The organism is Streptomyces tibetensis (assembly GCF_040647715.1).
Lineage (GTDB): Bacteria > Actinomycetota > Actinomycetes > Streptomycetales > Streptomycetaceae > Streptomyces > Streptomyces tibetensis_A.
In genome coordinates, this window is record NZ_JBEZCR010000001.1 from 513,623 (window position 1) to 532,919 (window position 19,297).

17 protein-coding genes are annotated in these 19,297 nt (G+C 69.0%); 2 read left to right on the forward strand and 15 right to left on the reverse strand.

Annotated features, from left to right (window positions below):
- Nucleotides 1-39 precede the first annotated feature (39 nt).
- Together AB0B29_RS02305 and AB0B29_RS02310 are read right to left on the reverse strand one after the other, a co-directional pair.
- Complete coding sequence (locus tag AB0B29_RS02305; protein ID WP_362232809.1) at nt 40-270, reverse strand: helix-turn-helix domain-containing protein; 231 nt, start codon at nt 268-270, stop codon at nt 40-42.
- Nucleotides 270-767, reverse strand: a complete 498-nt coding sequence (locus tag AB0B29_RS02310) for a DUF2975 domain-containing protein (RefSeq protein WP_362232811.1) — start codon at nt 765-767, stop codon at nt 270-272. Before AB0B29_RS02310 ends, AB0B29_RS02305 begins: the two co-directional genes overlap by 1 nt.
- 705 nt (nt 768-1,472) lie before the next feature.
- On the opposite strand from AB0B29_RS02310, the gene AB0B29_RS02315 reads away from it, so the two are divergent.
- On the forward strand, nt 1,473-2,330 hold the full coding sequence (locus tag AB0B29_RS02315) for a helix-turn-helix domain-containing protein (protein WP_362232813.1): 858 nt from the start codon (nt 1,473-1,475) through the stop codon (nt 2,328-2,330).
- On the opposite strand, the gene AB0B29_RS02320 is transcribed toward AB0B29_RS02315, so the two are convergent.
- The gene (locus tag AB0B29_RS02320; RefSeq protein WP_362232815.1) at nt 2,315-2,584 is read right to left on the reverse strand and encodes a DUF397 domain-containing protein; all 270 of its coding nucleotides are present in this window, start codon (nt 2,582-2,584) and stop codon (nt 2,315-2,317) included. The two genes, AB0B29_RS02315 and AB0B29_RS02320, sit on opposite strands and share 16 nt — an antisense overlap.
- Before the next feature lie 320 nt (nt 2,585-2,904).
- On the opposite strand from AB0B29_RS02320, the gene AB0B29_RS02325 reads away from it, so the two are divergent.
- On the forward strand, nt 2,905-3,117 hold the full coding sequence (locus AB0B29_RS02325; protein ID WP_362232817.1) for a hypothetical protein: 213 nt from the start codon (nt 2,905-2,907) through the stop codon (nt 3,115-3,117).
- A gap of 63 nt (nt 3,118-3,180) precedes the next feature.
- On the opposite strand, the gene AB0B29_RS02330 is transcribed toward AB0B29_RS02325, so the two are convergent.
- From AB0B29_RS02330 to AB0B29_RS02385, 12 genes are all read right to left on the reverse strand, one after another.
- On the reverse strand, nt 3,181-5,145 hold the full coding sequence (locus AB0B29_RS02330; protein ID WP_362232820.1) for a TIGR03960 family B12-binding radical SAM protein: 1,965 nt from the start codon (nt 5,143-5,145) through the stop codon (nt 3,181-3,183).
- Between the two features lie 86 nt (nt 5,146-5,231).
- Nucleotides 5,232-6,737 (reverse strand): CYTH and CHAD domain-containing protein, encoded by a 1,506-nt coding sequence (locus AB0B29_RS02335; RefSeq protein ID WP_362232823.1) that lies wholly within the window; start codon nt 6,735-6,737, stop codon nt 5,232-5,234.
- A gap of 67 nt (nt 6,738-6,804) precedes the next feature.
- Nucleotides 6,805-7,413, reverse strand: a complete 609-nt coding sequence (locus AB0B29_RS02340) for a hypothetical protein (RefSeq protein WP_362232826.1) — start codon at nt 7,411-7,413, stop codon at nt 6,805-6,807.
- A gap of 19 nt (nt 7,414-7,432) precedes the next feature.
- Nucleotides 7,433-8,635 (reverse strand): rod shape-determining protein RodA, encoded by a 1,203-nt coding sequence (gene rodA, locus AB0B29_RS02345; protein WP_362232829.1) that lies wholly within the window; start codon nt 8,633-8,635, stop codon nt 7,433-7,435.
- Nucleotides 8,632-10,878, reverse strand: coding sequence for a penicillin-binding protein 2 (gene mrdA / locus AB0B29_RS02350; protein ID WP_362232832.1), 2,247 nt, complete (start codon nt 10,876-10,878; stop codon nt 8,632-8,634). The genes rodA and mrdA overlap by 4 nt, the downstream gene beginning before the upstream one ends.
- A gap of 148 nt (nt 10,879-11,026) precedes the next feature.
- On the reverse strand, nt 11,027-11,701 hold the full coding sequence (mreD, locus tag AB0B29_RS02355) for a rod shape-determining protein MreD (protein ID WP_362232834.1): 675 nt from the start codon (nt 11,699-11,701) through the stop codon (nt 11,027-11,029).
- A 13-nt stretch (nt 11,702-11,714) separates the two neighbouring features.
- Nucleotides 11,715-12,662, reverse strand: a complete 948-nt coding sequence (gene mreC, locus AB0B29_RS02360) for a rod shape-determining protein MreC (RefSeq protein WP_362232836.1) — start codon at nt 12,660-12,662, stop codon at nt 11,715-11,717.
- A 143-nt stretch (nt 12,663-12,805) separates the two neighbouring features.
- Entirely contained in the window at nt 12,806-13,825 is a 1,020-nt protein-coding gene (locus AB0B29_RS02365; protein WP_004001297.1) for a rod shape-determining protein, read from the reverse strand.
- 274 nt (nt 13,826-14,099) lie between these two features.
- Nucleotides 14,100-14,513: a nucleoside-diphosphate kinase gene (gene ndk / locus AB0B29_RS02370; protein WP_362232839.1), complete on the reverse strand. Its 414-nt coding sequence runs from the start codon at nt 14,511-14,513 to the stop codon at nt 14,100-14,102.
- A 66-nt stretch (nt 14,514-14,579) separates the two neighbouring features.
- Nucleotides 14,580-14,936, reverse strand: coding sequence for a DUF4233 domain-containing protein (locus AB0B29_RS02375; protein ID WP_362232842.1), 357 nt, complete (start codon nt 14,934-14,936; stop codon nt 14,580-14,582).
- A gap of 5 nt (nt 14,937-14,941) precedes the next feature.
- A complete protein-coding gene (gene folC, locus AB0B29_RS02380) occupies nt 14,942-16,465 on the reverse strand; it encodes a bifunctional tetrahydrofolate synthase/dihydrofolate synthase (protein WP_362232844.1) in 1,524 nt (507 codons plus the stop codon).
- Between the two features lie 174 nt (nt 16,466-16,639).
- Nucleotides 16,640-19,270: a valine--tRNA ligase gene (locus AB0B29_RS02385; protein ID WP_362232847.1), complete on the reverse strand. Its 2,631-nt coding sequence runs from the start codon at nt 19,268-19,270 to the stop codon at nt 16,640-16,642.
- Nucleotides 19,271-19,297 lie beyond the last annotated feature (27 nt).

Here is a 19,297-nt window from a genome sequence, read left to right on the forward strand (position 1 = left end):
GTCGGTCGGGCCGGGCCGGGCGGGTGCCGATGTTCGCCGTCAGGGCATCGTCGGGTCCGCCGCTCCCTCCGTCTCCCAGCGCAGCAGGTCCCCCGGCTGACACTCCAGCACCTCGCACAGCGCGGCGAGGGTGGAGAAGCGGACCGCCTTGGCGCGGCCGTTCTTGAGGACCGCCAGGTTGGCCGGGGTGATGCCGACGCGTTCCGCCAGTTCCCCCACGGACATCTTGCGTCTGGCCAGCATCACGTCGATGTCGACGGCGATCGGCATCAGATGACCTCTTCCAGCTCTGCCTGCATCTGGGCCGCCTCGAGGTCGCGTGCGACGGCCTGCGCGAGCAGCATCCGCAGCACGAGCACGACCAGCGCGACGCCGAGCACGGCGACCACGACCCCGCACAGCAGAAGGACCACCCCGGGGGCGACGGCCTCGCCCGGCGCGAGCACGACCGCGAGCGCGAAGACCAGCAGGGCAGCCGCCACGAACGCGCCGATCACGATGTGCACGTAGCGGAAGGCGGCCGTGGAGAACACCGTTCCGCGGCGCACCATCGTCACCAGCCGCCACACGCAGACCACGACGACCTGGGCGGTCATGACACCCAGGATCGTGATCACGAGGATCGGGGTGCGCAAGTGCGCGTACTCGGCCCTGAGTCCGTTCATGTCCACCGCCAGCAGCGGCACCATCACCGCCTGCACGAACAGCGACCCTGCGAGCAACACGACGAGCACCCCACGCAACGCCGCCACGGCCAGCTTCCCCATCGCCACCCCTTCGATCGAACTGCGATGGAAATCTATCGAGATTCGATAGATGACGCAAGGGTCGCTCTTCTACGCCTCGGCTGGGTCGCGCGGCCTGCCGGTGTGTGCGACACGTGACACCGTGGCAGGAGGTAGGCATGCCCGGCAGCCGGCCCGATGCGCCTTCTCCAGCGCACGCAGCCACGCCCAGCCGGCGCAGGCACTGGCCACGCCGCCCGGACCGACGGTCGGCTCGAACTGACGGCTCCCCCAGCACACATTCTGAACTGGGGGAACCTGGCCGGGTCGATCCCCCGGGGGAGCGTCACCAACTCGACCTCCTCTGCGGGTCCCCCTCACAACGGCCCCCTCACCTCCCATCTCCCCCCGCCTGCAGCGCCACGTGAGATCCGTGCTCCTCGTTGCCCTTGTTTCCCCCTTCCCCGGATGAGCCGTGGGCGCGGATCCGGCGATTCCTGAGGGCCGCCGAAACGGAAGTCACCCGCGCGAATGAATACATCGATTGCACGTTCTGGTGAACCGCATCGGTGTTTCATTCTTTCCCACTCGTCCCGTGTATCTCTCGGGAGTTCTCGGCCTCCGCATGATGCCGTGAGGCATAGTGACACGTGGCAAAAATCCGCGTAGCCTTGCGAAACTGGTCGTCCTGAACACGGTCGGAGTGCCTGGCGGCGGTACGACCTGTGGCACCAGAAGGAGCTTTCCATGCCGGATGCCGACCCGATGTTCTACCGACACTTCCTGAGCTCCGAGCTTCAGGAGGCGCGCAAAAAGGCGGGGTATTCGCAGCCTGATGTGGCGCGAGAGACCGGATGGTCCCTGTCGAAGGTCATGCGCCTGGAGTCGGGCAGGGTGAAGATCTCCATGACCGACCTCAAAGCGCTGATCAACTTTTACGATCTGAGCCCGGACGAAAGGACGAAATTGCTTCGCGCCGGGGAGGAAGCACGCCGGCAGCCCTGGTGGTACGAGTACCGGTCCCTACTGTCGGAGGGATTTCAGTCCTACCTCGGATACGAGGCGTCCGCGTCCGTGATCCGCAACTTCGAGGCGCTCTTCGTCCCCGGCCTGCTGCAGACCGAGGAGTACGCACGCGTCGCCCTCCAGCAGTCCGTGGTGCCGGAGAAGGAGGAACTGCTCGACCTCCGCCTGAAGCGCCAGGAACGCATGCTGAACGATTCGCCGGGCACCGAGCTGCGGTTCCTGATCGACGAGGCCGCGCTCCGTCGTGTGGTGGGCAGCAGCGAGTTGATGGAGGCCCAGATCCGGCACCTGCGACAAGTCAGCGCGCTGGAACACGTAAGCGTCGGGGTGGTGCCTTTCAGCAGCGGGCTCTATCCCCTGCTGCGCTCACCGTACGTCATCTTCGAGTTCGCGAAGGCCGATCAGGAACGGGTGGTGTATCTCGAGAACCCCGACGGGAGTGTCATCCTCAACAACAAGGCGATCGTCGGCGTGCAACGGAGCGTCGAAACCTATCTTGAAGCGTTCTGGGAAATCGAGAACCGTTACGCGCAGCCCGTCACCGAGTGGAGCGAGAACCTCCCTCAGCTAGCGGCATAACGGTGGGACAGGGAACCCAGAAAGGATTCCCACGCCATGGAACCAACCGCAAGGCAGGGCCCCTCGGAAACCTTCGAATCCCTGACCATCACGGGACGACCCAACGAGACTTCAACGCAGTTCTCGCCCACACTGGCGGAACTCTTCCGCCACTCCGATGTCGGATCCGCAAAGGTCACGACTCCCCCAATCCCGCACTGCGGTACTGATGGCACGGTCAGGCCGCTGGCCGTCAGTATGACGGCACGGGCCATGACTGCCAAGGCCGCCGAAAACCGGTGATCTCGGCACCCGGGAAGGGGACTCTCATGGAAAGTTGACCAAGCACATGAGTCCCCGCGAAGCGGCAAGCGTCTTTTCGGCCAAGAATGCGGGGAGTTTTTCACAGCGAGAAGGGGAGCGCTCGGTCAGCCGGCAAGCATCGTCCGAGTACTCCCCCACCGCGAAGCGCCCTCGTCCACTCGAATCAACCAGGAAGCCTCATGGCAGATAGTAACGCGAGTCGTGTCACCGGCCAGAGCCCCGGCCCGGCTCTCCCCGTCGGCCCCATAGCGAGTCCAGGGGGAGGCACCTCATGACTCAGGTGCCGCCTCCTCCTGCCGGAGGCCTGTCGCAGCGAGCCCTGCTCATCATCATCGCCTTACTGATCGGCCTTCTCACCGGCCTCGCAGCGGGCGTGCTGGCCGTTCTGCTCCACGCGACGATCCTCGACGCGGCGAAATGGGCAGGCGGCACCTTCATCGCCATCACGATGCTGCTGTTCAAGATCCGCGAGCTCCTGCGCTGACGCACCCTCCACCTGCTGTCGGCAACCCACAGGGAAGCCGACAGCAGGACCGGACGGCTCACCTCAGTGCGTGTGCCCGCCAGGAGCCGGTGCCGCGTTCTTGACCGTCAGGGGCAGCAGCTTCTTGCCCGTCGGGCCGATCTGGATGCTGGTGTCCATCTGCGGGCACACCCCGCAGTCGAAGCACGGCGTCCAGCGGCAGTCGTCGACCTCGGTCTCGTCGAGGGCGTCCTGCCAGTCCTCCCAGAGCCAGTCCTTGTCCAGGCCCGAGTCGAGGTGGTCCCAGGGGAGGACCTCCTCGTAGGTGCGCTCGCGGGTGGTGTACCAGTCGACGTCGACGCCGAACGGGGCCAAGGCCTTGTCGGCGCAGCTCATCCAGCGGTCGTAGGAGAAGTGCTCGCGCCAGCCGTCGAAACGGCCGCCGTCGTCGTAGACCGCGCGGATGACCGCGCCGATGCGGCGGTCGCCGCGGGAGAGGAGGCCCTCCACGATGCCGGGCTTGCCGTCGTGGTAGCGGAAGCCGATCGAGCGGCCGTACTTCTTGTCACCGCGGATCTTGTCCCGCAGCTTCTGCAGCCGGGCGTCCGTCTCCTCCGCGGAGAGCTGCGGGGCCCACTGGAACGGCGTGTGCGGCTTGGGGACGAAGCCGCCGATCGAGACCGTGCAGCGGATGTCGTTGGAGCGGGAGACCTCGCGGCCCTTGGCGATGACCTTCGTCGCCATGTCGGCGATCTGCAGGACGTCGTCGTCGGTCTCGGTCGGCAGGCCGCACATGAAGTACAGCTTCACCTGGCGCCAGCCGTTGCCGTACGCCGTCGCGACCGTGCGGATCAGGTCCTCTTCCGAGACCATCTTGTTGATGACCTTGCGGATGCGTTCCGAGCCGCCCTCAGGGGCGAAGGTGAGGCCCGAGCGGCGGCCGTTCCTGGTCAGCTCGTTCGCCAGGTCGATGTTGAAGGCGTCCACGCGGGTGGAGGGCAGCGACAGGCCGATCTTGTCGTCCTCGTAGCGGTCGGCGAGGCCCTTGGCGATGTCGCCGATCTCCGTGTGGTCGGCGGAGGACAGGGACAGCAGGCCGACCTCCTCGAAGCCCGTCGCCTTCAGGCCCTGCTCGACCATGTCGCCGATGCCCGTGATGGAGCGCTCGCGCACCGGGCGGGTGATCATGCCGGCCTGGCAGAAGCGGCAGCCGCGGGTGCAGCCGCGGAAGATCTCCACCGACATGCGCTCGTGGACCGTCTCGGCCAGCGGGACCAGCGGCTGCTTGGGGTACGGCCACTCGTCGAGGTCCATGACGGTGTGCTTGGAGACCCGCCACGGGACCCCGCTGCGCTTGGGCACGACACGGGCGATCCGGCCGTCCGGCAGGTACTCGACGTCGTAGAAGCCGGGGACGTACACCCCGCCCGTCCGCGCCAGGCGGAAAAGGAGCTCCTCGCGGCCGCCGGGGCGGCCCTCCGCCTTCCAGGCGCGGACGATCGCGGTGATCTCCAGGACCGCCTGCTCGCCGTCGCCGATCACCGCGCAGTCGATGAAGTCGGCGATGGGCTCGGGGTTGAACGCCGCGTGCCCGCCCGCCAGGACGATCGGGTCGTCGACGGTCCGGTCCTTGGCCTCCAGCGGGATGCCGGCCAGGTCGAGGGCGGCGAGCATGTTCGTGTAGCCCAGCTCCGTGGAGAAGGACAGGCCGAACACGTCGAAGGCCTTCACCGGGCGGTGGCTGTCGACCGTGAACTGCGGGACGTGGTGCTCCCGCATGAGCTCCTCCAGGTCCGGCCACACGCTGTAGGTGCGCTCGGCGAGGACGCCCTGCTGCTCGTTGAGCACCTCGTAGAGGATCATGACGCCCTGGTTGGGAAGACCGACCTCGTAGGCGTCCGGGTACATGAGCGCCCAGCGGACGTCACAGGAGTCCCAGTCCTTGACCGTGGAGTTGAGCTCTCCGCCGACGTACTGGATCGGCTTCTGCACATGCGGGAGCAGAGCTTCGAGCTGCGGGAAGACCGACGCAGCGACTTCGGCAGGCATGTCGCGCACCTTCGTGAGCTGGACTGAACTGACAGGGGTGACCATCCAGACTAACGCGGTCGCGGGGTACCTCCGTACGCCGGACGTCAGAGGTCCGCCGCACGGTCCTTGATCCCGGCCCAGAACCCGGGCAGTTCCGCCTCCACGCGCAGCGCCCGCTGCTCCTCGCGCTCATGGAGGAGGCCGTAGGTGAAGGCGCTCTCCCCGGCGGCGTGGGCGACCGCCGACAGCTCCCGCAGGGCCTGCCGGGCCATCACGCTGTCCTGGTGCTCGCCGAGCAGGTTCTGCAGCGCCTTCACGGACTTGACCACGGCCTTGGCCGGCTTGCCGAGGACGGGTTCGGCCGCCTCCGCCGCGTAGCGGGTGCGCTTGGCCTTCTTGCGGGCATCGTGCAGCACGGTGTCCCGGTCGGTGCCGGGCTCCAGGTCCGCCGCCCGCTCGATCAGCTCGGAGACCTTGCGGAAGTCCTTCCGTACGGCCTTGGCGATCGGTTTGCGCGGTTTCCTGCCGGCCGCCTTCAGCAGGGGCGGGTCGGCGATCAGTGCGTCCAGGGTGTCGAGCAGGGTCAGGTAGCGGTGGGAGTCCAGGACGCCGAGGAGGCGGCCGCGGGCGCTGCCGTGCTCGGCGCTCGACCAGGAGTGCAGACGCTGCGCCACCGGGCCGCGGACCAGGCCCTCGGAAACGTCGTCCACGGCCGTCGTCAGCCGCTCGGTCAGCACCTCGCGGTCCCGGTCCCGGCCCAGCTCGGCGGCGAGCCACTTGAGCTCGTCGGCGACGGGGCCGGTGACGGCCCGGTCGAGGATCTCGCCGAACGACTTGAACGTGCTGCGCAGCCGTCGGGTGGCCACCCGCATGCTGTGCACGGAGTCCTCGGCGTCCCGGCGGACGGCGGGATCGAGCTCGACGATCGCGTCGCGCTGGGCGCGCAGGTAGGCGAGCACATGGTCTCCGGCGGTCACCGGTTTCCGGGTGGGCGCCGGCCTGCGCCGCTTCCCCGGTGCCGTCTCCTCCAGGGCTCGGGCCAGCTTCGACGACGACGCCGACGGCCGTACGCCCGCCTTGCGCAGCCGCTTCTCCACTTTGTCGAGCAGGGCCGGGTCGCCCCCGTCGGCGAGCTCCACCTCGATCTCGCTCCACCGCGCTTCGCCGCCGCGCCCGGTGAGCCGCTCGGCGTGCACGGTGTCCACGCTCACCTCGGCGAGCAGTCGGCCGTCGGCGTCGAGCAGGTGCCGTACGTCCCGGTCGGAGCGGAGCCGGACCACGGGAAGCAGCTCGCTGTCGCGCACGCGGGAGCGGACCAGCGCGGCGAGGTCCTCGGGGAGGGTGTCGGTGAGCGGGGCGTGGATCTCGTCGCGGACGTCCGCAGCGATCGGGAACTTGAGGTGCCAGCCGGCGTCGGAACCGCCGGTGCGGCGGCGCAGGGTGACGGACGACGCGGCGAGGCGTTCGTCCGCGGTGTCGTGGTAGGTGGCGTCGAGGTGGGCGACGCCCTTGTCCACGACGGCCGCGACCCCGGCCACGCCGGTCAGCTCGGGAAGGCCGCCCTCGTCGGATTCGTACTTGCGCTCGATCTCGCGTTTCGTCTCCGCCATGCGACAAATCTAGTGGCTGACCGGCCAGGACAGCAGTGCTGGACGCCCTCCGGGCAGGCCGTCGCCCTCAGGTCGTCAGCAAGGCCCGCAGCTCCTCGCCGTCCGGGAAGGGCGCGTCCTTGTCCGTCCGGGAGACGAGGTACACATGGGCGTCCTCGAACTGGTGGTACGACAGCGGCTCCGGGCCCTGTCCGACGATCAGCACGTTGTGCTCCAGGCGCCAGCTGACGTACCGGGTGTCGTACCGGGGCTGCCGGATGTCGTGGTTCGGCAGCCCCAGCCGGTCGGTGAAGCGCTGCACGACCGCGGCGAAGTGGGCGTCGAACTCCGGTCGCCAGGCGCCCTCCTCGCTGGTCCAGCCGGGCAGCGGACCCCAGCAGTCCTCGTCGAGAAGGCCGCCGTCGACCGAGTAGAGGTAGGCGAAGGGAAGGTGGAGCGAGCCGTCGCCGTCACAGGTGACGAAGTGCCCCTGCGGGGTGACGTGGGTGGCGTCGGGGACGTCGGGTGTGTCCTCGTACGCCGGGCCCTGCACCGCCTGCGACCAGTCGGACCAGCCGGCCTCTCGCATCCGCGCCTCGACGGCGTCGTCGTCGGTCAGATCCAGCTCCGCCAACCCGAGGAGCTGGATCACCAGTTCCTCGGTCACCGGGCACCGGGCCACGTACTCCCCGGACATTCCTCCCCCTCCTGGGACGCTAGGCCGACAGTGGCCGCTGCACCCGGATCGACTGCAACAACCCCACCGCTATCCACACGGCGAACATCGACGATCCGCCGTACGACACGAACGGCAGCGGCAGGCCCGTGACGGGCATGATGCCGAGCGTCATGCCGACGTTCTCGAACGTCTGGAAGGCGAACCAGGCGACGATGCCCGCGGCCACGATCGTGCCGTACAGGTCCGAGGTCTCCCGGGCGATGCGGCAGGCCCGCCACAGGACGATGCCGAGGAGCAGGATGATCAGGCCGCCGCCGAGGAAGCCCAGCTCCTCCCCCGCCACGGTGAAGACGAAGTCCGTCTGCTGTTCGGGCACGAACTGGCCGGTGGTCTGCGAGCCGTGGAAGAGGCCGGAGCCGGTCAGGCCGCCCGAACCGATGGCGATGCGGGCCTGGTTGGTGTTGTAGCCGACACCGGCCGGGTCGAGCTCGGGATTGGCGAAGGCGGCGAAGCGGTTGATCTGGTACTCGTCGAGGATCCCGATCTGCCAGACGGTGACCGCGCCGAGGGTGCCCGCGCCGAGCAGGCCGAACACCCAGCGGTTCGACGCCCCGGAGGCGAGCAGCACGCCGAGCACGATGATGACCATCACCATGACCGACCCGAGGTCGGGCATCAGCATGACGATCAGCATCGGCACGGTGGCCAGGCCGAGGGCCTGCACGACCGTGCGGTGGTCGGGGTACTGCTTGTCGCCGGCGTCGACCCGGGCCGCCAGCAGCATCGCCATGCCCAGGATGATCGTGACCTTCACGAACTCCGAGGGCTGGAGCGAGAAGCCGCCGGGCAGCTTGATCCAGGAGTGGGCGCCGTTGATCGTGGAGCCGAGCGGGGTCAGCACCAGCAGGATCAGCAGCAGCGAGAAGCCGTACAGGACCGGGACGGCCGTGCGCAGGCCGCGGTGGCCGAGCCAAATGGTCCCGGCCATCAGCGCCAGGCCGATGCCGGTGTTGAGCAGGTGCCGGATGAGGAAGAAGTACGGGTCGCCCTGGTTCAGCTCGGTGCGGTTGCGGGTCGCCGAGTAGACGAGGAGCGTGCCGAGCAGCGACAGGGCCAGCGCCGACAGCAGGATCGGCCAGTCGAGGCGCCGTGCCACCGAGTCACGGGCCAGCAGCCGCGTCCAGCCGGAGCGCTCGGGCCCGTAACCGGAGACCTGGAAGCTGTTCACACCGCCGGTCATGCTGACAACCTCCGGCTTCCCCGGCGGCGCCGCCGCCTTCGGGTGTTGCGGTTCTCGGGGGACGGCGGGGCCGACGTGACCGGCTGGAGCGGGTCCGCCGGGGCGTTCGGGTCCTTCGTTTTCGCCTGGCCGTCCTTGGCGGGGTCCTTGGGGACCTTCGGGGAGGCGATGGTGCCGTCCGTCTTGATCTTCGGCAGGGTCTTCTGCGGCGTGGGCAGCAGCGCCTTCTTCGTGTCGATGTCGCCGTCCTCGGAGACGCCGTACAGCGCGTTGTAGATGTTGCGGACGGCGGGGCCCGAGGCGCCGGAGCCGGTACCACCCTGGGAGATCGTCATGACGATCGAGTAGTCCTTGGTGTACGTGGCGAACCAGGAGGTCGTCTGCTTGCCGTAGACCTCCGCCGTACCCGTCTTGGCGTGCATCGGGATCTTGTCCTGCGGCCAGCCGCCGAACCTCCAGGCGGCCGTACCGCGGGTGGCGACTCCCGCGAGGGCTTCGTCTATCCGGTCGCGCGTCTTCTGCGTCATCGGCAGCCTGCCGTGCGACTTGGGCTTGATCGGCGTGACGGTCTTGCCGTCGGCGCTGATGACGGCCTTGCCGACGGAGGGGTTGTAGAGGGTGCCGCCGTTGGAGATGGCCGAGTAGATGGTGGCCATCTGGATGGGTGTGACGAGGGTGTCGCCCTGGCCGATGGAGTAGTTGACGGAGTCACCGGCGCGCATGCGGTTGCCTTCGAGGCAGTTCTCGTAGGCGATCTTCTCGGCGTAGCTGCCGTTGCGCTTGCCCGTGCGGCACCAGGCGTCCTTGTTGGCCTTCCAGTAGCTCAGCTTCCACTGGCGGTCGGGGACGCGGCCGGTGACCTCGTTGGGCAGGTCGATGCCGGTTTCCTTGCCGAGGCCGAACTGGTGGGCGGTCTTGTAGAACCAGTCGTTGGCGTTCTTCTTCGGCTTGGTGCCGCCGTCGCGCTTCCACTCCTCGTGGGAGAGCCGGTAGAAGACCGTGTCGCAGGAGACCTCCAGGGCGCGGCCGAGGCTGATCGGGCCGTACCCCTTGGACTCGAAGTTCTTGAAGACCTGTCCGCCGAGGGAGTACGAGCTGGAGCACTCGTAGGGGCCGTCGAAGGAGTAGCCGGCGTTGATCGCAGCGGCCGTCGGGACGACCTTGAAGATCGAGCCGGGCGCCGACTGGCCCTGGATGGCGCGGTTGAGCAGCGGGTAGTTGGAGCTCTTGCCGGTGAGTCGCGCGTAGTCCTTGGCCGAGATGCCGCCCACCCAGGCGTTCGGATCGTAGGTGGGGTTGGAGGCCATGGCGACGACGCGGCCGGTCTTGGCCTCCATGACCACGACCGCGCCGGAGTCGGCCTTGTAGTTCGTGCCCGTGTTGCGGTCGTTCTGCTTGCGGGCTTCCTTCATCGCCTCGTTCAGCTGGTACTCGGCGATCCGCTGGACCCGGGAGTCGATGCTGGTGACGAGGTTGTCGCCGGGGTGGGCCGGGTCGGCCTCGGCCTGGCCGATGACCCGGCCGAGGTTGTCGACCTCGTAGCGGGTGACGCCCGCCTTGCCGCGCAGTGCCTTGTCGTACTGGCGCTCCAGGCCCGAGCGGCCGACCTGGTCGGAGCGCAGGTAGGGCGAGTTGGTGTTCTGCGCCTTCTTGATCTCCTCGTCGGTGACCGGCGAGAGGTAGCCGAGGACCTGGGCGGTGTTGGCCTTGCCGGGGCTCGGATAGCGGCGCACGGCCTCCGGCTCGGCGGTGATGCCGGGGAAGTCCTCGGCGCGCTCACGGATCTGCAGGGCCTGCTTGGGGGTGGCCTCGTCGGTGATGGGGATGGGCTGGTAGGGCGAGCCGTTCCAGCAGGGCTGGGGCGTCTTGGCGTCGCACAGCCGGACCTTCATCCGGACGTCCTCGGGCGTCATGCCCAGGACCCCGGCCAGCTTGGTGAGGACTTCCTTGCCGTCGTCCTTCATCTTCAGCAGGTCGGTGCGGGAGGCGGAGACCACCAGCCGCGTCTCGTTGTCCGCGATGGCCACGCCGCGCGCGTCCAGGATCGAGCCGCGGACGGCCGGCTGGACGACCTGCTGGACGTGGTTGCCCGACGCCTCCTTGGCGTAGGCGGCGCCCTCACGGATCTGGAGGTACCACAGGCGTCCACCGAGGGTGAACAGGAGGGAGAGGACGAGGACCTGGATGACGACGAGCCGGATCTGGACCCGTGAGTTCCTGCCGGTCTCGGGAATGTTGGTCACTGCGGCTGCCTCCCCCTCTCGGTGTGCGTACGGGTGTGCGGATGCGACGGTGCGTCCGGGCACGGGTGTGCGGATACGAGTGATGAACGACCGGCCCACGAGCCGGCGTTCCTACTGGACCGCCCCGTTCGGGTGAACTTCGTTGCGGTCACAGCCGCTTGACCCCCTTGATGCGCCCGGCGCGCGCCATCCGTGCCCGGGCGGCCTTCACGCGCAGCCCGTTGCGCTGGCTGCCGATCCTCAGGCCGGTGCCGCCGGAGAGCCAGCCGGAGGAGATGTCCGTGGCCTTGGCGGCGGCCGAGGTGGACTCGGCGAGCGGATCGTTGTCGGCGCGCCGGGCCAGCGCCATGATCCCCGGCACGACGAACGGGGCGAGCAGCAGGTCGTACAGGGCGGCCGTGAACAGCAGGCTGCCGAGGCCCACGTGGCGGGCCGCGGTGTCGCCGACGAGGGCTCCCACCCCGGCGTAGAGCAGGGTGGAGCCCACCGCGGCGGCCACCACGACGACCATGGGGGCGGTGGCGGACTTCAGCCGCCCCGACTCGGGTTTCACCAGGCCCGCGAGGTAGCCGATGACGCACAGCACCAGGGCGTAGCGCCCGGCGGCGTGGTCGGCGGGCGGGGCCAGGTCGGCGAGCAGACCCGCCCCGAAGCCGACGAGGGCGCCGCCCACGTGCCCGTACACCAGCGCGAGGCCGAGCACGGTGAGCAGCAGCAGGTCGGGCACGGCGCCCGGCAGGTGAAGGCGGGCGAGGACGCTCACCTGGATCACCAGGGCGACGACGACCAGGGCGGAGGAGAGCAGGATCCGGTTGACGCGCATGGGGTGACAGCTCCTACTGCTCTTGCTGGTTCTGGCCGTCCACGGGTGCCTCGGGGGACGGCGTCACGGTCACCGTCACCGTCGGCCTGGGGGTCGGCTTGGGCTTGGGCGGGAGCACCGTGTCACGCGGGTCCTTCTTCGGGGCCTCGACGACGACACCGACGATGTCGAGCTTGGTGAAACCGACGTACGGCGTGACGTACAGCGTGCGGGTCAGGCCGCCGCCGGAGGGGTCCACGCGGGACACCACGCCGACCGGCACGCCGGGCACGAACGGCCGGTCGGCCTGGGAGCCGAAGGTGACCAGGCGGTCGCCCTTCTTCACCTCGGCCTTGCCGTTGAGGAGTTCGACGCGCAGCGGGCGGTCGCCCTGCCCGGAGGCGAAGCCGAGCTCGTCGCCGGACTCCATGCGGGTACCGACGGTGAAGTCGGGGTCGCTGGCCAGCAGGACCGTCGCGGTGTTGGGGCCGACGGTGGTGACGCGGCCGACGAGCCCCTCGCCGTTCAGGACGGTCATGTCGCGCTTGATGCCGTCCTTGGCGCCCACGTCGACGGTGATGGTCCAGGAGAAGCCCTGCGCGGCTCCGATGGCGATGACCTGGGCGCCCTTGATGCCGTACTGGCCCTGACCGGCGATCTTCAGCATCTTGTCGAGCTGCTTGAGGCGGCTGCGGCTGCGGTCGTCGCTGCCGAGGCGGGCCTTCAGGGCCGCGTTCTCCTCTTCCAGCGCGGCGAGCCGGTCGTGCCGGTCACCGGAGTCGCGGATGGCGGAGACCGCGTTGCCGACCGGGTCGACCGCGGCGGAGACGCCGCTCTCGATCGGGCCGAAGACCGTCGCCGCGCCCTGCCGGGCGCCGTCGACGGGCGAGTCCTCCCCACCGCGGATGTCCACCGTGATCAACGCGAACGCGACGGCGATCAGCAGCACCAGGAGCAGCCGGCTCTCTCGTGTGTCCCTCACGTGCGGCGGCCGTGCCTTCCTCATAGGAATTCGGGAAGCCCCAGGGAATCCCGAGGGGCTGCTTTGTGGGAGCTTATGCATCAATATCAACGATCCGCCGCACGAGAGGAGATCGTCCCGTACGGCGGAATCGAAGAGTTATGTCATCTGCGCGGCTGGGCGTCCAGCACCTGCTGGAGCGCCTCGAACTCCTCGACGCACTTCCCGGATCCGAGCGCCACACTGTCCAGCGGGTCCTCGGCGATGTGGATCGGCATGCCGGTCTCCCGGCGCAGCCGCTCGTCGAGACCGCGCAGCAGCGCTCCGCCACCGGTCAGAACGATTCCCCGGTCCATGATGTCGCCGGACAGCTCCGGCGGACACTTGTCGAGGGTCGTCTTGACGGCGTCGACGATCGCGTTGACCGGTTCCTCGATCGCCTTGCGGACTTCGGCCGCGGAGATGACCACGGTCTTGGGCAGTCCGGAGACGAGGTCCCGGCCGCGGATTTCGGTGTGCTCGTCGGAATCGAGGTCGTACGCCGAACCGATCGTGATCTTGATCTGCTCGGCCGTGCGCTCACCCAGCAGGAGCGAGTACTCCTTCTTGATGTGCTGGATGATCGCGTTGTCCAGTTCGTCGCCCGCGACCCGGATGGACTGGGCGGTGACGATGCCGCCGAGGGAGATGACCGCGACCTCCGTGGTGCCGCCGCCGATGTCGACCACCATGTTGCCCGTGGCCTCGTGGACCGGCAGGCCGGAGCCGATGGCAGCGGCCATGGGCTCCTCAATGATGTGCACCTGACGGGCGCCGGCCTGGGACGACGCCTCGATGACGGCGCGGCGCTCGACGCCCGTGATGCCCGAGGGCACACAGACGACGACCCGCGGACGAGCCAGATACCGCCGCTTGTGGATCTTCAGGATGAAGTAGCGCAGCATCCGCTCGGTGATCTCGAAGTCGGCGATCACGCCGTCCTTCAGCGGCCGCACGGCAACGATGTTGCCGGGGGTCCGCCCGATCATCTTCTTCGCTTCGGCACCGACCGCGAGGATGCCACCGGTGTTGGTGTTGATCGCGACGACGGACGGCTCGTTGAGTACGATCCCGCGACCCCTGACGTACACCAGCGTGTTGGCGGTCCCGAGGTCGACAGCCATGTCACGGCCGATGAACGACATTGAGTTCCCCATCAGGATTCGTCTGGCCTTCCCAGGAGCTTTTGAGGGCTTTTCAGGTAGGCAAAGGTGGGTGCTGTGACGTGAAGGCTTCCATCGTAGACGCGCCTTCGCGAACACTGCGGGAGGGTCTCCGCCATTGTCAGCAGATGCCGTCCGCATTCGCTTCTGGAGACGGGCGTTCGGGGCCCATCGTTCCCTCGATCGCCACGCATATGCCGCAAAGTCCGGGGGCCCGCCCCCAGACTCTGCCGTATGTGCTGGTGAGGTGCGGACGCTACGACCGGCCGGGGAAGAAAATCTTCACCTCGCGCTCGGCGGACTCCTCGGAGTCGGAGGCGTGGATCAGGTTCTCCCGGACGATGACGCCGTAGTCACCGCGGATGGATCCGGGGGCGGCGGCGATCGGGTCGGTCGGGCCGGCGAGCGCGCGCAGCCCCTCGATGACCCGCTCGCCCTCGACGATCAGCGCCACGACGGGCCCGGACGCCATGAACTGAACCAGCGGCTCGTAGAAGGGCTTGCCCTTGTGCTCGCCGTAGTGCTGCTCCAGCGTGTCCTGGTCCAGGGTGCGCAGCTCCAGCGCGGTGATCTGCCAGCCCGCCTTGCGCTCGATGCGGCTGATGATCTCGCCGGTCAGGCCACGACGGACGGCGTCGGGCTTGAGGAGGACGAGGGTGCGCTGGCTCACGACGGGCTCCTTAGAAGGTGAAGGTCTTGCGGTGGGACGAGATTACCCGGCGTGTCGGCGCGCCTTTTACGCAGCGTCAGGTGTGGACGAGCTCGCCCGGTCCGCGAATCTCGCCTTCGCCTCGTCCACCTTCCGCCCGTAGTGGACGGACGCCCACCACAGGGCCGCGAAGATCGCGCCCAGGAAGTACATGGTCGGCACGATGAACCCCGACGCGATGAGCGCGATCTGCAGCGCCCAGCCGAGGGCGACCCCGCCCGGGCGCGTCACCAGGCCGCACAGCACCAGGCACAGGAACATGGCGATGCCGCTGACCGTCCACACGGTCGCCATGGACAGGTCCGGGTCCTTCATGGCGACCAGACCGGCGAACCCGATGACGAAGAACTCGCCGATCAGCGTCGAAGAACAGAGTGTGCGCACGGGACTCAGCCCCTCCCCAGGAGCAGTCGGGCCTCGCCGACGGTGATGACGGAACCGGTGACGAGCACACCGCCGCCGGAGAACTCGCCCTCCTCCTCGGCCAGCGTGATGGCCGCCTCCAGGGCGTCCGGCAGCCGCGGCTCCACCTGGACGCGCTCCTCGCCGAACACCTCCACGGCGATACCGGCGAGCTCGTCGGCGTCCATGGCACGGTGGCTGGAGTTCTGCGTGACCACGACCTCGGCGAACACCGGCTCGAAGGCCTCCAGCAGCTCCCGCACGTTCTTGTCGGCGCTCGCGCCGACCACCCCGATGAGGCGGCTGAACTGGAACGCCTCCCCGATCGCCGCGGCCGCCGCCCGGGCACCCGCCGGGTTGTGGGCGGCGTCCAGCACGACCGTCGGCGAACGGCGCACGACCTCCAGCCTGCCGGGCGAGGCCACGGCGGCGAAGGCCTTGCGGACGGTGTCCAGGTCCAGCGCGTCGGCCCGCTGCGCGCCGACACCGAAGAACGCCTCGACGGCGGCGAGCGCGACGGCCGCGTTGTGCGCCTGGTGTGCGCCGTGCAGCGGCAGGTACACCTCGGGGTACTCGCCGCCGAGCCCGCGCAGCGTCACCAGCTGCCCGCCGACGGCGACCTGCCGATCGACGACGCCGAACTCCAGCCCCTCCCGGGCCACGGTCGCGTCGACCTCGACGGCCTTCTTCAGCAGCACCTGCGCCGCGTCGACCGGCTGCTGCGCCATGATGACCGTCGCACCCTGCTTGATGATGCCGGCCTTCTCCGTGGCGATCTCGGCGTGCGTGGTGCCGAGCCGGTCGGTGTGGTCGAGGTCTATGGGCGTGACCACGGCGACGTCCCCGTCGATCACGTTCGTGGCGTCCCAGGAGCCGCCCATGCCGACCTCGACGACGGCCACATCGGCGGGAGCGTCGGCGAACGCCGCGTACGCCATGCCGGTGAGCACCTCGAAGAACGACAGCCGGTACTCCTGCGCGGCGTCGACCATCTCCACGTACGGCTTGATGTCCTGGTACGTCTCGATGAAGCGCTCGGGCGCGATGGGGGCGCCGTCGAGGCTGATGCGCTCGGTGATCGACTGCACGTGCGGAGAGGTGTAGCGGCCGGTGCGCAGCTCGAAGGCGCCGAGCAGGGCCTCGATCATGCGGGCCGTGGAGGTCTTGCCGTTGGTCCCCGTGATGTGGATCGACGGGTACGACCGCTGCGGCTCCCCCAGGACGTCCATCAGCGCGGCGATACGGCTGACGGAGGGCTCCAGCTTGGTCTCGCCCCACCGGGTGGCGAGCTCGGTCTCGACCTCGCGCAGGGCCCTGTCGACCTCGGGGTCGGCGGGGCGCGTCGGGATGTCGGCGTCGGGCGGGCCGCCCTGGGTGCGCAGGGTTCGGCTGCCGGCTTCGATGACGGCGAGGTCGGGGTCGCGGGTGGTTTCCTCCGCGATGATCTCGTCGAAGCTGTCGAGGGGGTCGGGCTGGTCGTCGGCGTTGTGGTCTGGAGGGAGCTCGCTCACGGGGCCCAGTCTACGGAGACCGACTGACATTGTTTGCGGTGGCTTGTGACCGTGAGCGGCTGCGGGCCGGTGGGGGCTCGTCGTGCAGTTCCCGCGCCCCTGGGGGCGTGTCCCTCGGGTATGGACGAGACCCCCGGGCCTGACGGCTCCGGGGGCCTCACCTCATGCGTGTCCCTACGCCTGCGGCAGGCGCCCCAGCTGGGACTGGATGCGGGTGATGTCGTCCTCGGCCTTGGTCAGGCGGGTGCGGATCTTGTCGACGACGTGGTCGGGGGCCTTCGCCAGGAACGCCTCGTTGCCGAGCTTGGCGTTGGCCTGGGCCTTCTCCTTCTCGGCCGCGGCGAGGTCCTTGGCCAGGCGCTTGCGCTCCGCCGCCACGTCGATCGTGCCGGAGAGGTCGAGGGCGACCTCGGCACCGGCGACCGGGAGGGTCGCCGTGGCGGTGAAGGACTCGCCCTCCGGCTGGAGGCGGAGCAGCTGGCGGATGGCGGCCTCGTGCGGCGCGAACCGGGTGCCGTCCAGGGTGAGGCGGGCCGGGACCCGCTGGCCGGGCTGGAGGCCCTGGTCGGCGCGGAAGCGGCGGACCTCGGTGATGACCGACTGGAGGGACTCGATCTCGCGCTCGGCGTCGGCGTCCCGGAAGCCGCTGTCCGTCGGCCACTCGGCGATGACGACGGACTCGCCGCCGGTGAGCGTGGTCCACAGGGTTTCGGTGACGAACGGGACCACCGGGTGCAGCAGCTTCAGCGTGACGTCGAGGACCTCACCGAGGACCCGCTTGGAGACCTCGGCCGCCTCGCCGCCCGCCTGGAACGTCGTCTTGGACAGCTCGACGTACCAGTCGAAGACCTCGTCCCACGCGAAGTGGAACAGGGCGTCCGACAGCTTCGCGAACTGGTAGTCCTCGTAGAACGCGTCGACCTCGGCGACGACCGAGTTGAGGCGGGAGAGGATCCAGCGGTCGGTCGACGACAGCTTCGAGGCGTCCGGCAGCGGACCCTCGATCGTCGCACCGTTCATCATCGCGAAGCGGGTGGCGTTCCAGATCTTGTTGGCGAAGTTGCGGGAGCCCTGGACCCAGTCCTCGCCGATCGGGACGTCGACGCCCGGGTTGGCGCCACGGGCGAGGGTGAAGCGCAGGGCGTCGCTGCCGTACTTGTCCATCCAGTCCAGCGGGTTGACCGCGTTGCCGAAGGACTTCGACATCTTCTTGCCGAACTGGTCGCGGACCATGCCGTGCAGGGCGATGGTGTGGAACGGCGGGGTGCCGTCCATCGCGTACAGGCCGAACAACATCATCCGGGCGACCCAGAAGAAGAGGATGTCGTAGCCGGTGACGAGGACCGAGTTCGGGTAGAACTTCGCGAGCGACGCGGTCTGTTCGGGCCAGCCGAGCGTGGAGAACGGCCACAGGCCGGAGGAGAACCAGGTGTCGAGGACGTCGGTGTCCTGACGCCAGCCCTCGGCCTCGGTCCCGGGCGCCTCCTCGTCGGGGCCGACGCAGACGACCTCGCCGTTCGGGCCATACCAGACCGGGATGCGGTGACCCCACCACAACTGCCGCGAGATGCACCAGTCGTGGAGGTTGTCGACCCAGTCGAAGTAGCGCTTCTCCATCTCCTGCGGGTGGATCTTGACCTTGCCGTCGCGGACGGCGTCACCGGCCGCCTTGGCGAGCGGGCCGACCTTGACCCACCACTGCATCGACAGGCGCGGCTCGATGGTGGTCTTGCAGCGCGAGCAGTGGCCGACGGAGTGGACGTACGGCCGCTTCTCCGCGACGATCCGGCCCTCGGCGCGCAGTGCTGCGACGATCGCCGAGCGGGCCTCCAGCCGGTCCAGGCCCTGGAAGGGACCGTGGGCGGTGATCACGGCGTGCTCGTCCATGATCGTCAGGGCCGGGAGGTCGTGGCGCTGGCCGATCTCGAAGTCGTTCGGGTCGTGCGCCGGGGTGACCTTGACGGCACCGGTGCCGAACTCGGGGTCGACGTGCTCGTCCGCGACGACCGGGATGGAGCGGTCGGTCAGCGGCAGCTTGACCTGCTTGCCGACCAGGTGCTTGTAGCGCTCGTCCTCGGGGTGGACGGCGACGGCCGTGTCACCGAGCATCGTCTCGGCGCGGGTGGTGGCGACGACGATGGTGTCGTCCCCGTCGCCGTACTTCATGGAGACGAGCTCGCCGTCGTCGTCCTGGTACTCGACCTCGATGTCCGAGATGGCCGTCAGACAGCGGGGGCACCAGTTGATGATGCGCTCGGCGCGGTAGATGAGTTCGTCGTCGTAGAGGCGCTTGAAGATGGTCTGGACGGCCTGGGACAGGCCCTCGTCCATCGTGAAGCGCTCGCGCGACCAGGCGACACCGTCGCCCAACCGCCGCATCTGGCCGCTGATCTGCCCGCCGGACTCGCCCTTCCACTGCCAGACGCGCTCGACGAAGGTCTCACGGCCCAGGTCGTGGCGGGACTTGCCCTCCTTGGCGAGCTCCCGCTCGACGACGTTCTGCGTGGCGATGCCGGCGTGGTCCATGCCGGGCTGCCACAGCGTCTCGTAACCCTGCATGCGCTTGCGGCGGGTCAGGGCGTCGATGAGCGTGTGCTCGAAGGCGTGCCCGAGGTGCAGGCTGCCCGTGACGTTCGGCGGCGGGATGACGATGGTGTACGGCGGCTTCTCGCTCTTCTCGTCCGCCTCGAAGTAACCCCGCTCTACCCAGCGCTCGTACAGCGGCCCCTCTACGTCGGCCGGCGCGTACTGGGTCGGCAGGTCGGTGCTGGGCGCTGGTGGCTGCTGCTGAGCGTTCTCGGTCACGGGGGTCAGTTTAGAGGTGTCACCGGC